Origin of the sequence: Weizmannia sp. FSL W8-1119, assembly GCF_038008605.1 — a bacterium.
Taxonomy (GTDB): Bacteria; Bacillota; Bacilli; order Bacillales; family Bacillaceae_C; genus Weizmannia; species Weizmannia coagulans.
Window position 1 is genome coordinate 3,122,296 of sequence record NZ_JBBOZL010000001.1, and the last position, 13,033, is coordinate 3,135,328.

Annotated in this window: 12 protein-coding genes; 7 read left to right on the forward strand and 5 right to left on the reverse strand. The window is 35.2% G+C overall.

Annotated features, from left to right (window positions below):
- The first annotated feature begins 745 nt into the window (after positions 1-745).
- Positions 746-2,275: a transposase gene (locus NSQ19_RS15215; protein ID WP_340703132.1), complete on the forward strand. Its 1,530-nt coding sequence runs from the start codon at positions 746-748 to the stop codon at positions 2,273-2,275.
- Positions 2,276-2,485: 210 nt separating this feature from the next.
- Here NSQ19_RS15215 and NSQ19_RS15220 read toward each other — a convergent pair whose 3' ends face one another.
- The 3 genes from NSQ19_RS15220 to NSQ19_RS15230 form a co-directional block, all read right to left on the reverse strand.
- Positions 2,486-3,742, reverse strand: coding sequence for an MFS transporter (locus NSQ19_RS15220; protein ID WP_340703133.1), 1,257 nt, complete (start codon positions 3,740-3,742; stop codon positions 2,486-2,488).
- A 20-nt stretch (positions 3,743-3,762) separates the two neighbouring features.
- On the reverse strand, positions 3,763-4,323 hold the full coding sequence (locus NSQ19_RS15225; RefSeq protein ID WP_340703134.1) for an ArsR/SmtB family transcription factor: 561 nt from the start codon (positions 4,321-4,323) through the stop codon (positions 3,763-3,765).
- A gap of 210 nt (positions 4,324-4,533) precedes the next feature.
- Positions 4,534-5,304 carry an SAM-dependent methyltransferase gene (locus NSQ19_RS15230; protein WP_340703135.1) on the reverse strand — a complete coding sequence of 257 codons (771 nt, stop codon included), beginning with the start codon at positions 5,302-5,304 and terminating at the stop codon, positions 4,534-4,536.
- 212 nt (positions 5,305-5,516) lie between these two features.
- Between NSQ19_RS15230 and NSQ19_RS15235 the strand changes: the two genes are divergently transcribed.
- From NSQ19_RS15235 to NSQ19_RS15260, 6 genes are all read left to right on the forward strand, one after another.
- The gene (locus NSQ19_RS15235; RefSeq protein WP_081355869.1) at positions 5,517-6,854 is read left to right on the forward strand and encodes an IS1380 family transposase; all 1,338 of its coding nucleotides are present in this window, start codon (positions 5,517-5,519) and stop codon (positions 6,852-6,854) included.
- A gap of 466 nt (positions 6,855-7,320) precedes the next feature.
- Positions 7,321-7,509: a hypothetical protein gene (locus NSQ19_RS15240; protein WP_328196800.1), complete on the forward strand. Its 189-nt coding sequence runs from the start codon at positions 7,321-7,323 to the stop codon at positions 7,507-7,509.
- A gap of 91 nt (positions 7,510-7,600) precedes the next feature.
- Positions 7,601-8,467, forward strand: a complete 867-nt coding sequence (locus tag NSQ19_RS15245) for an aKG-HExxH-type peptide beta-hydroxylase (protein ID WP_328196801.1) — start codon at positions 7,601-7,603, stop codon at positions 8,465-8,467.
- 3 nt (positions 8,468-8,470) lie between these two features.
- Positions 8,471-9,346: an aKG-HExxH-type peptide beta-hydroxylase gene (locus NSQ19_RS15250; RefSeq protein ID WP_328196802.1), complete on the forward strand. Its 876-nt coding sequence runs from the start codon at positions 8,471-8,473 to the stop codon at positions 9,344-9,346.
- Positions 9,321-10,139: an SAM-dependent methyltransferase gene (locus NSQ19_RS15255; protein WP_328196803.1), complete on the forward strand. Its 819-nt coding sequence runs from the start codon at positions 9,321-9,323 to the stop codon at positions 10,137-10,139. Before NSQ19_RS15250 ends, NSQ19_RS15255 begins: the two co-directional genes overlap by 26 nt.
- Positions 10,140-10,303: 164 nt before the next feature.
- Positions 10,304-10,813, forward strand: coding sequence for a DUF6875 domain-containing protein (locus tag NSQ19_RS15260; protein WP_328196804.1), 510 nt, complete (start codon positions 10,304-10,306; stop codon positions 10,811-10,813).
- Positions 10,814-10,832: 19 nt separating this feature from the next.
- On the opposite strand, the gene NSQ19_RS15265 is transcribed toward NSQ19_RS15260, so the two are convergent.
- Together NSQ19_RS15265 and NSQ19_RS15270 are read right to left on the reverse strand one after the other, a co-directional pair.
- On the reverse strand, positions 10,833-12,053 hold the full coding sequence (locus tag NSQ19_RS15265; protein WP_328196805.1) for an MFS transporter: 1,221 nt from the start codon (positions 12,051-12,053) through the stop codon (positions 10,833-10,835).
- Positions 12,054-12,339: 286 nt separating this feature from the next.
- Positions 12,340-13,026, reverse strand: coding sequence for a hypothetical protein (locus NSQ19_RS15270; RefSeq protein WP_328196806.1), 687 nt, complete (start codon positions 13,024-13,026; stop codon positions 12,340-12,342).
- Between the last annotated feature and the right edge of the window lie 7 nt (positions 13,027-13,033).

Consider the following 13,033-nt stretch of genomic DNA (forward strand, 5'->3'; position numbering starts at 1 on the left):
TTGAATGACGTTATGGCAATCCCCGATGAAGGCGTCTGAGCAATTTTTGGTTTTTTAACAGATTCATTGAGGAACTTTTCCTGTATATGCCGGTTGTGTCGTACGGCAATACTTCTTTCGATAATTGATGATCCGGCCATTCGTTTTCAGAACCGCCATACCGGTATATTTTTTCCCTCTCTTTAGATTGCTCCTTATAAAAGGAATGTAGTCCAACTAAAATCGCCTCTTATTTTAAAAGCATGTAGCGGCAAAATCTCATGTTCTTCTAAATAAATTTGTACTATCAATAGAATTCCAAAGATCAATAGATGTTCAAGTATTTTTCATAAAACCGTTGCCTGCGTCCGGTTTCCAACTGCATCATACGTATAGCTGTTTGTCGTGCCGTCCGGCAATACTTCTTTCGTTAACTAGGGCTTTCCAAAATGCTATATCCCCTGAAACTGTAAGCAGTCAGACAATTAAAGGTCGTTGATTTATTCCACTAAAGAAAAAAGACGTTTGTATGAACATTATGACAAATGTAAAAAGAAATTGTGAGTTTTTGATTTTAATGGGGTAAATTTATTTATTATAAGTGTCTAAATTTTTCCATTTTGGTCGGGTTTCAATAGATTAAGCTACTCATTCCTGTGGTAAATATTGTAAAACGGAAAAGGATGATTTTTTTGAAAAAAAAGAGCCATGAAAGCCACTCCTTTGTTAAGATATAAGTACGACCAAATATCCAGGGAGTGATTTCATGACTATTTCTATTCTAACACAAACCAGAGACTTTTCAATACAACAAAATTTGATTCCCCACAATTGGCAAGACTATGCCGATATACCATTTGTCATTCCATCCATGTGTTTCCCATGGGAGATTTTTAAGCCGATTGAACGAGAATACTACACCCTTTTATATTTGCACCTAAAAAATGAAAGAGCACATGATCCTTCTAATGAAATACAACCGGCACTATTTTCAATAACGGAGGAAGAAGACAAGTCTGCGTCTTCATTATTTCATCTCCCTTCCACTGGGAGAAAACCGCATCCTTTCATGCCCTTTTTTCGTGCTTTTGAACTGGCCTCTTTACAGTATATTGAAGTGATGGTGGAGAGTGTCTATTTGCAAGTGAAATCAAACCCGCTATTTGCCACCATGTGTGGATTTACGGAGAAAATTCCGAGCTACCGTTCCTTTGCTCGTTTTGATCAAATCATGACAACAAATGGTCTTTGGGAAAAAGCCCGGCTATTGGTTGTTGAATATAATAAAGGGGAAGGCGTGGTTGAAACGAATGAGGAAGCAGCCGCCGTGGATACATCGCATATAGAGGCAGAAGCAACCTTGAATAAAACAAGGAAGACGTGTTCTTGTGAGGGTAATTGCGATTGCCCCAAAGTCCTTACGGACGACAATGTAGGGGTAATGCGTAAAAGTAATGCAGTTTCCTATATTGCGCATAAATTATCAATGGTATGCGGGGTGAGATCCGGTTTGCCTTTGACGCGGGAAGTATTTAAAGGAAATACACCCGATGGGAAAACATTAGAACCGACATTGGAAACGTTTAAGGCAGAGCACCCCGAGATGGCTGAGCAGTTGAGCTTTATCCTGGCAGATGGAATCTACCAAACGCCGGAAAATCAAAAAGTGACAAAGGATGTATTACAGGCGAAATTGGTGGCACCGATCAATCCACGGAACCGTAAAGATAAACCAACTACCGCCCGGGGGATTGAAAAAATCAACCGGTACGGCACTCCCATCTGTATCAGTGGACATAAAATGGAACTTAGAGGATCTGATCGGGCAAAGGGGCAATATATTTACACTTGTCCTGTATTTCATCCAAATGGGAGCCCCCCGAAGATTCGGGGGGTTGGGGGGCTTATTTACACTTGTCCTGTATTTCATCCAAATGCCAAGCAAGAAGGTCTCACCTGCCCGCTAGCGAATCACGCGGAATGTTGTAATGGGGCAGCACAAGGAAGAGTATTTAGGATAGACTTTGATCAAACGCCTCAAGTAGATGTCGAGTTGCCGCAACATGGTCGCACATTTGAAGTGTTATATAGTGCCAGGACGATCATCGAAAGAATCTTTGGCATTCTAAAAGACGGATACAGTCTCCGTCGTGTTCACAAGCGTGGGAAACAGGCAGTTGAAGCTCATGTAGATCGATGCATGATATCTATGCATATCATGGCAAATATGGCGTACTATCAGACTGGAAAGGCCAATTGTGGATGGACACGCAATCGACTGCAAAGAGCAAATTAAGTTATTCACAGGTGGATATGTGAATAAGTAAAATGAGCGTTTCCTTTCCACAAAGGGTAGTGAAAAAAACCCATTTTGTGAAGGCGGGATACGTATGCCCTTTTTTTGAAGGAAAATGACCGTTTTACTTCTATTGAATTGAAAATCTGGATGAAAAGGCAAAAAAATCGGGATAATTAATTTTCCAGAGCCTCGCTCAAGGGTATATTTTTATTTTGGCAGAGGCTCTTTCTTTACTTTCTTATCAATCGTTAGGAGTGCCTTGAACCCCCTCATATTAATTGTGATGATCGAAATTAGAATTAGTAAAGTACCGGAAATGGCAGTTACGAATATGGACCCCCAAAATTTGGAAAGTAGTCCCGAAATTACTATCCCTAGTAGCAATCCAGTATTAGACGACATCTGTAAAATAGCCATTGCTCTACCTCTATAAATATCTGGCGTTAGACCAAGAAACAAACTGCTTATTGGGATACTGAGGAACGCATTAATCAATCCGATTATGGAGACCCAAACATATAAAGACGGAATAGTATAAACGTGAGAAAACTGGTGTAAAGGAACAATCAAAATCATCCATACACCCATTAAGGCTGTTGAAAAAAAGAGGAGATGACCCGGCTTGAAATGTCTTAACAAAAATGGGCCCATTGCAGCACCTATGAATGCACCTGCACCTACCATAGCCTCAATCATGCCATAATGAAAACTGGAAACATCGAACACCTGCAGCAATAACGAAGTAGATGTAGTGTTAAAAATACCCACAGCAAACATAAGTTGCATGATCAAAGCAATGAGAAATGTAAGTGGTGCCAATTCAAAAACTGTTTTTATCCCCTCTTTTGCAGCGCTCCATATTGATGGATTTGGACGATGATTTTCGCTGAATGTTTGTTTATATTTAATCAATTTGACGGTGATACCTGTAAAAAGTGCTGATAACAAGAAAGTTACAACATCAATCATGAGTATATTGGAGGGAGATGCAAGAACAAGCAATATCCCTGCTATACCTGGTCCGGCAATTTGCATAATTGAATTAATGCTTTGAGAAATACTTAAAGCTTCTGTAATATGCTGTTCCCCAACTAAATGAGGAATAAATGAAGATCTGGCTGGATAATTAATTGAATTTCCAATACCAGAGAGGAAAACTAAAACAATTAATAACCAAATAAAATGTGTTGAGAAAACCATGGCTAGCATAACAAGGGCCCGATATAAATCAGTTCCGATCATTAGATAATGTTTAGGAAATCTGTCTGCTATTGTTCCAGTAAAAAATCCAAATAAAAGCATAGGACCATATTGTGCAAAAAGAACAAGACCAATTAAAAAAGGATCTTCCGACATAGTTCCAATAATATACAAAATAATAGTAGTAGTTACTCCGTCACCAAAGCGTGAAATAAATTGGCCTAAAAAAAAATAGAAGGAGGATTGCTGTTTAAGTAATATCAAAACTATACTCACCACCCGTTTTAACTATTTTTAAAAACAGTTAAGTTGATGTGATATTTTTCACCTTCTTTTTCTTGATTTAAATCTTTTTGGTTTACATCCTTTAAGAGCGAATATATTTCTTTTAACAATATCTTCAGCTTTTCAATTTCTTCCCTATTTAGATAATAATCTCCCGTAACTTGATTCATATCAGAAACATCGACGATCTTCTGTTCCGCCAATACTTGTACTGATCTGTTTAAAGATATCATCATACTTTCCTTTAATCCTGCACTGAGCGTTGCATTATTTTTATTTATATATGGAGTTACCTTCTCAAGAGAAATAACCTTTGCAACTGTACGATAAAATTTTTGGATAATACCGTTTTTTTCCTCCGTTCTATCAACTTTAATAAGCCCAACTTTTTCGAGTTCAGTTAAATGATATCTTACTTTTGACGGAGATAAATGTAATTGATCGGCGAGCATTTTCCCCGTTTTGGGTACTTCGTCTATTTCCCATAAAATTTTTACCTTAAAGGGATCACTTAAGGCTTTTAATTGATTTAGATTATTTACATAGAAAACATTGTCCATACATAAACACATCCTAAACGTATTATTTTTACAATATGTAATTATACATTAATACGTATTAGAATGAAAAAAACGAAACTTTTTAAAAAGTCATGTGCAGAAAAAATTAGAGCACATGACCTTTTTACACTTAAATCAGTCAGGAATAATGATAATAACAACGCCTCTTTGTTCAAATTGTTTTTCCAGCATTATTCTCACCTCCTTTAATTATTTAGTACAAATTAAAATAATACTAGGAGACTCTATTGAATATTTACTTTCACTAAAATCACCAAAAACATTCTCAATATTAAATCCTACTTGTTTTAAATAACTTGCAATCTCGCTTAAGCTGTATAATCTTAGTTTGAGATTATATTTAGTGACTTTGTTGTCTATAATTCTAGTCTGATTAATACTTAATGAACTGCTTTGTAAATCCAAAGTCCTCCTTTCTAAAGAAAACCCTATTTGTTCGTTTCCAAACCAAACTAAGGGATTGAAATTTTTAATTAAATACTCTCTATTTGCAAGATGAAGGAGAAGCTTTCCGTTTGAATTTAAGCAAGAATACATACACTCTAACATTTTAAAATTTTCATCATCGTTTAAATATCCAATTGATGTTTCCATATTAAGTAAAACATTGTATTTTTGTTCTGATTTAAAGTATCTCCCATCTGCTAAAAAAGTTGTTACTTCACCACTGGTTTTTTGATTTATAAGTTTGAGATAATCTTCATTAATATCAAGGCCATGCACACTATAACCATCTCTCCATAATCTCAATAAATGTCTGCCATGCCCACAACAAAAATCAAGAATATGAGGATTCTCTATCTCATTTAAAAGATTCCTTTTTAAAAATCTAATTTGGTCATCTACTTCTCTGTCTAGTAGTTGAGAATAAACTTGTTGATACGTAGAGTCAAAAAAATTTTTATCGCCATCAGAAAATGGAATTGGATAGTCGTTAGTACGTTTAACTTTTGTTATCAAAAAAATCACCCCGTATTATTTTTTTAACACGTTCAAAATTATTAATATGATAATATCATTCTTACCGGTAAGCGTCAACAAAATTTTTAAAAAAATTTAACACTTACCTGAATCCGTGACGAAATTTCCGCTTAAAGGCAAACAAATCGCATAAAATTTAGTATAATTGGTATATCAGACAAATTAAATTCATTCCACATTCAGGTGATCTCATGAAAAAGTTTGTGATAGAACCCACAAAAGAACGAATTGTTGCCCAAGCTGGCTTAGCGATAGTAGGAAATTTACTAAATCAAACGAATTTAGTTTCCAGGTTGAATGCCTATAAACTCCCTGATATCTCCCGGTATCCGGCTTGTTCCAATGGCGATGTGGCTAAATCTTATATCGGCTTGCTTTGCCAGGGAAAAAGTGATTATGACAATATTGAAACCTTCCGTGATGATGCTTTTTTTGCACTGGCTTTGGATATCCAGAGGGTTCCTTCCAGCCCGACTCTCAGGCAACGATTGGACCAGGCCGCCTTGGTGGAAAAATGGAAAACGATCTTGCACGAAGAATCGCTGGATCTGATTCGCCATACAAATGCGGAAATCAGCCCGGTTTACGCCAAAGACAAGCCGTATATCCCGGTTGATCTGGATGTCTCCCCTTTCGATAACTCCAAGACAAAAAAGGAAGGGGTAGAAAGAACCTATAAAGGCTGTGACGGTTATGCCCCTATGTTCGCTTACATGGGACAGGAAGGTTACTGCCTGCATGTTGAGATGCGAAAGGGAAGTGTCCACTGCCAAAAAGGTACACCAAATTTCATCCAGGAAACCATTCAATCTGCCCGGAAACTAACAGATCAGCCATTGCTTTTCAGGCTTGATTCCGGAAATGACAGCCGGGATAATCTCATTATTCTCCTAGAAAACCATGCAAGCTTTATTATCAAACGCAATCCCCGTAAGGAAAAAGCTGAGGACTGGCTGTACATTGCCCGAAAATATGGGATCTGTTGTGAAGAACGGGAAGGAAAGAAGGTTTACCTTGGATCCATCCCCGAAACCATTCAAATTAAGGACCAGGAGCGAAGCATCCGAAAAGTTTTTAAAGTGACCGAAAGAACCATCTCAAGAGACGGACAAATTTTTTTAATTCCCGAGTATGAATTTGAAACCTACTGGACGGACCTTGAAGTGCCGCCTCATGTGGTGATCTCTCTTTATCATAACCATGGCACTTGCGAACAGTTCCATAGTGAAATTAAATCAGAACTGGATCTCGAACGGCTGCCGTCAGGCAAATATGAAACGAATGGCCTTGTGCTCCATTTCGGTGTATTTGCGTATAACTTGCTTCGCTTGATTGGACAAGAAAGCTTGAAAAAACAAGATACGCCATTGAAAAAGAAAACAACAAGAAGAAGAATCCGAACCGTCATCCAGAATATGATCACACTGGCCTCAAAGCTGGTTTTCCGTGGCCGGCAATGGAAATTAAAAGTCGCGGAGACCAACAAATGGTTACCGGTCTTTACTCGTTTGTATCAAGCCTTTTACTAAACATCCCGATCAATAGACTACTAGGAAAAAAGAAATAAAAACGAAAACTTGCAAAAAATGGAAATTTGCAGATTTATTTGGCGTGCACAAAAACGAATGAAACAGGGAAATTTTTACATACTGAATCACTAAAAGTGCATTTATCGAATAGTCGGACACTACTATATCCTTACTCTTGGGAAATCTACCTATTAACGGCGTTTGTTATATTTTCGTCACGGATTCAGGTATCAGATAAAGTTGTACTTGCTCAGCAAATTTGAATATCATATTCCATTTCGTGTATTTTCAAAGACACTAAAAGATTATTTTAATCATATGTCCTTCTATTTTCTTTCTTTAATAGCAGTATTACCATTTGGAAAATGATGCAAATTACCTACATAAAAATATTTACAAATTTAGTCTTTTCTGTTAATATAAGAATTGATCCGGATCACACCAAAATATTAGGAGGGTAATTTTCATGCAGAGTCCATCTCTTGATAGCTTGTTGTCTGAGATTGCTAATGAAGTAACTGAAGAGGAAGTATCTCAAGCACAATCAAACCTCTTAGAAGCACAGTCAGACGATACTGTAAGAATGGTTTGGAGGATGTATGCAGTGGATCCTTTCGAAGAGAAATCAGAACCCCCTTATGTCGATAATAAATAATTGTTAATTGTAACAGCCCGCATATAATCAATTGATTTATGCGGGTATTTCTCAATTTACACTTTTAATTTCCAAGAAAGAAGGGGATTATATGCTTTTTTTAAGAGGAGAAAAATCAGTTTTACAAACGGTTAATGTTTTGACGAAACCATATCAAAATAACAGCATCCTCACATCATTTGAATCGTTAAAAATCTCCTATAATAAATTAATTACTGAAATTCAACCTTGGGTGCCTCATTCCAAAGAAATAAACACCGAGTTTATTACAGATCTAAGAACTATAAAGAAGTTAATGGAAGTGTTTAGTACCGAATCCCTTGCTGATGACACCTTTTACGACATGGAACAGTCTAGACAATCACAGTCTGCTGGTATTCTAGGTAGAACAAAAAACTCTATTTTAACCCTTGGAGAAAGGCACCCTGGTTTTTCATGGGTTTTTAATTTAGTTATGAATTCAGTGTTTAATGTTTCTTCCAAAATTGCTTCAGGTGGTACTACAAGTGCAGCTGTTGGGGTCTTATTTATTGACCCACGAAGTCATTATACAGATGAAGATATGTACGAATTATTAGTACATGAGCTTGGCCACACGTTACTATTTCTCCACGAATGGCGATTTGGATTATTTAATGACGTAAACAGACTGACCGACCCTCAAACATTTGCATTGTCAGCCATCAGAAACCAGGTGCGACCTTTCGATAAAGCAATTCATAGTGTACTGGTTGCAATAGAAGTTTTGCTTTTAAGAGAACGCGTATTAGGACATTATAAAAAAAGATCTTTACATCCGCCTACTAATGAGTTGATACCAATGGTCAACAATTCTATCAAATCCATTTCAGAAACCGATAAAAGAGAAAACATGCTTACTGATTTTGGCAAAGATCTTTTGGCTGAATGTAGGTTAATTATGGAGAACTACAATAAGGGGGAAGTAAGGGGGAAGTGAAAAATGTGGTCTCTAGTCGGAGTTAACAATGTTTTCAAAACGCTTTGTACTCTAACACATGGGCAATTAGAGAATAAAGAAACAGTTACCATTCAGATATTAAAAAAAGCAATTACAGATTACCTTATTAAACACAATCCTCATATAACTTATAGCAACTCCTTAAAACCATGTATTATACAATCAGGCCACCAATTGATAGAAATAATAAAAATACTCGATTTAGAAAAGGAAATAAGGTCACATAATGAAAATAATTTAGAGGCTGTAAATAAATCTAATCTAAATAAATTAAATGCTGCTATGAAAAGCATGCAACAGTTAAACGATATATATTCATTGTTCTTTTTGTCGGTTGACACCATAGCCTTAACATCTAACATAAAATTCGCTGGTTCTGCTACTACTCCTGAAGCTATAGGAGTGGTTTGGATTCAACCCGATGAACATTGGAGTATGTTTGACGTTTTAGAATCCTTAGTTCACGAGTTAACCCATAATTTACTTGGTTTTGATAACCTAGTAAACAAACATTACGACAAACCTTCAGAAATTATGAATCCAAACACATGGGTACCTTCTGCTATCAGAAATCAACCTAGACCCGTTAACGGAGTAGCCCATAGTATTATTGTTGGAATCGAATTACTAAATTTAAGAAACAGATTAAATTATGACGATAGCGAAGTAAGTGTACATGGTAATTCTAAAGAACTAATAACCAAGACAAAAAATGCAATTGATAGTTTCAAATCACAAAGGGATAGTTGGCAGATTCTAAGCAATAGGATGCAGCACTTGTTAAACTTAGCTGATGAATCATTAAAACATTTTGCATATGGGAGGATTCAAGATGAAATATTCCCATCAAGAACCTAAAGTGTTACCGCATATCACCATCATAGGTGCAGGCGTTAGAGGACGAAAACAATTAACCTTAGAAAGCATTAAAATTATCAGAGAATCATCTTATGTTCTTTATTTTCCCATTGAAGATAAATTACATGATTGGTTAACAAATAGTATTGGAGTTAAAAATGCGGAAAGTTTGTCTGATTTGTACAAAAACGGGGCTCAAGACCTAGAGAATTACAAACGAATAGTTAGTAAAATTATAGAAGTAAGTTCTAAGTTTAAAGATGTTGCGGTACTTGTTCCAGGTCATCCCTATATAGGTGTATCTTGGATAAAAAGCTTAAACAAAATGGCAATGGAAAATTTAATACACTTGAATGTTATTGAAGGTATTTCTAGCTTTGATACGATGATTAGCGATTTAAAGATCGACCCTTTAGACCACGGAGCTACAATTATAGATGCAAACCGTTTATTGTTATTCCAGCTTAAAATCGAGCCTAAAATTGATCTGTATATTTACCATATTTGTTCTGTGGGTAACTCCAGAACGGATTACGAAGATCTTTCTAAAAACAATCATCTTGAAAAGTTACAAAAATACCTCATCCAGTTTTATCCTTTAAATCATAACGTAGTCCTAATTGGTTGTAACTCAAACTCAAATAAAAGCCTAATCAAATCATGTAAACTAAATGAATTGAATAATCTTCACAGTTATATTTCGGTGGCAACCAGCTTGTTCGTTCCAGGATTAGGTTTCACAAAAGACGACATAGATAAAGAGTTTTACAACCTTGTACAAAGTACCGTATAAAGAAAGCTATGCTACCTCTTATATTATAGATAATTGTTTTGTTGAGGTGATGCAAAATAATAACAAAACCCATAAATAATAAAGATGTCGAGAATGTCTGTCAAGCCATTTATGAAAACCAAGTAATTTCCTGTTTAAAGAATGCACAAAAATTAGTATTAGAGATGGCAAAACGTAAAGAGGCCGGATACTGTCCTTTTTTGCCTACAGCACTAGTTAAAAATGGAGTATGGTATGAAATAGTGGAACAGTACTCCATAGAAAACCTCAGTGCATTTATTGAAGAAAAAATATATGAATTTAAACAGTTACCTCCAGTAAATTCCGATAGAAAATACAAAACTTTGATATTAATATTTCCAAATATCCCTTTCCGTCCAGCCCAAGAAATGCTAGATGCAGTGCAAGAAGAATTGAAGCACTTTATTATTCACCATAAAATCGTAATTGGTGGATTTTCTTCCAATAATGAGCATAATACATTACATTTTATCCTTCGTTACTTAATTGAACAAGATTTATCTTTCTTATTAAAGACTAAGTCTTTAACCGACAAAGTGAATTACTTACAGAGTTATTTGAAGACATTCAAAACAACCCTTACCAATAAACAATACGAATTGGCAACCTATGAACTAAACAAAGCAAAAAAATACCAAACTAATAAAGTTTAGTTTGGTATTTTTATTTGAATTATAAGGTTGATTTGACTGGGTCAAGATATTTTTGTCTCATATAAGCCCAAACACTTGAAACCAAAAGAAGAAGCGATGAGATAACGAAAACTGACCTCACTCCAAATAATTCAGAAAACATTCCGAATATCAATGCAAAAACTCCGAACAGACCAGTAAAAATCACATCTCTAGCAGAAAACACTTTCGGAAGAATATCTTGAGGAGTACTGGACTGAATTAGTGAAAGTTGAGCAATTTCCTGAATTTGAGTCGGTACTCCTACTAATAGGGAAAATCCTAAGGCCCAAAAAGGACTTAAAGGAAACCCAAATAATAAAGTAAATAAGGCTGTCAAAAGAGAACCATAGATAATTAAATATCGTTTTCTCTCTTTATAAAACCTTTCTAATTTAAAGCTGATAACTCCACCTAACAATAGTCCGGCAAAGAAAGCGGAATTAATATATCCCCACCATGCTTCTCCCTTGTGCAAAATTTCATCAACATAAACGTAAAGAATAGCTGCTATCCATACAGCCCCTGTTATTGAATTTATTGCATCCATTACAGAAACCGTCAACAGGGTAGGTGTATTCCAAATGTATTTCCACCCCTCTTTTAAAGAATGCCATAATTTTGTTTTATTACCTTGGCTGCTTTGTACTTTTTGAGTATATTTAACAAATAGCATCATAAAACTCGATATAAAAAATAGGAAACAAGTAGCTGTTATTAAATATTTACCACTTAAGGCAGCAACAATGATCGCCCCAACCGGCCATCCACCGAGTTGAACTGTTCGGTCAGTTATTGAAAGTAAACTATTTGCCTTAACTAATTTTTCCTCTCCTACTATTACAGGAATCATGGAATTTCGTGCAGGTGTCTGCCAACCGTCCAGAAATGCAATAATGCTAACAAAAGGGATTATAAATGCTAGAGTGTTTAACCCCTTAGAAAAATGCATTCCTATCAGTAGAAATACCAATAAAAACGCTTTCCCAAATGAAGAACCAACAATAATTTGTTTTAGATAAACCTTGTCAAGTATCCATGGTGCTATTAATCCACCAATAAATCTTGAGAATGTTATGACAAACGGGATAAGGGATACCACAAAAACCGAATCCGAAACCACATATAAATAACTGATAATCCCAACAATATAAAAAATATCGCCAGCATTGGATACCGTTTGGCCGATCCACAAAAACAAAAAGGAACGGAAATTATTCAATTCATTCACTCCTTTAAAATTAATCTCATTATAACGAAGAATAATTTAAAAAGAGTTTACATTGGACCTCATCCCTTCAAATTTTTTTCTTCATATTTCTTGTTTTATTCAAAACATAAAAAATATATACCAGGATACAGCGTTTTTACTATTCAAAAAAATTTAGTTTAAATCAACCTTAAAATTTTAAATGTATTTTAAGCATCACTCAACTCTATTATTCACGATTAAAATTTTTTTGCAAATTCTAGTGATTTAATTTCCAAGTTATTGAACCAAATTGGTTTCACATACTATCCATTACTATTCTAATAGGAGATCTATATGCCGGATATTTTTTAGCTTTATTCATGGGACAATTTACTTGGTCATTGATCTCCTTTATGAGATTTATCATGTATTTAAAACGACCATTAGGAAAATAAAACTCAATTTCCTCATTATAATCGTGTGGAATTTTTGCTAGAAACATAGGAATGGTATCATCTGGATGGAGTTGCTTGAATTTTTTTGGGTTTTGTACCACCTCTACCCATTTAATAAAACGCTCAATTAATAAATGTGAAATGATTTTATTTAGAATAAAATTTATGCTACTAACATTACATTTTAAGAAATCAAACTCTTCCTCTCTACTGATAGGATTTAATATTTCTTCAATATGTGTCATAAATGTTCCATGAAGAAATATACTGAATCGTTCTTTTATACATTCAAAATCATAAGTATTGGGAATTTTTGTATGTTTTTCCATTTTCCAAGGTGCATCTATACCCTCACACTCCATTTTCCACCAAATAAATGCTAATGCGTGGGGACAAACATCGCCATTTTGGCTTGCCTTATTGAATATTTCGACGCAATTCCTATGGTCTTTGATAATCTTACGTAAAATATATCTACTAATTGCCTTATAAATAATCCTTGTTTGTTTATATGTAATTGTCAACTGAAAAATCCCCCACATTGTCATTGAAAAT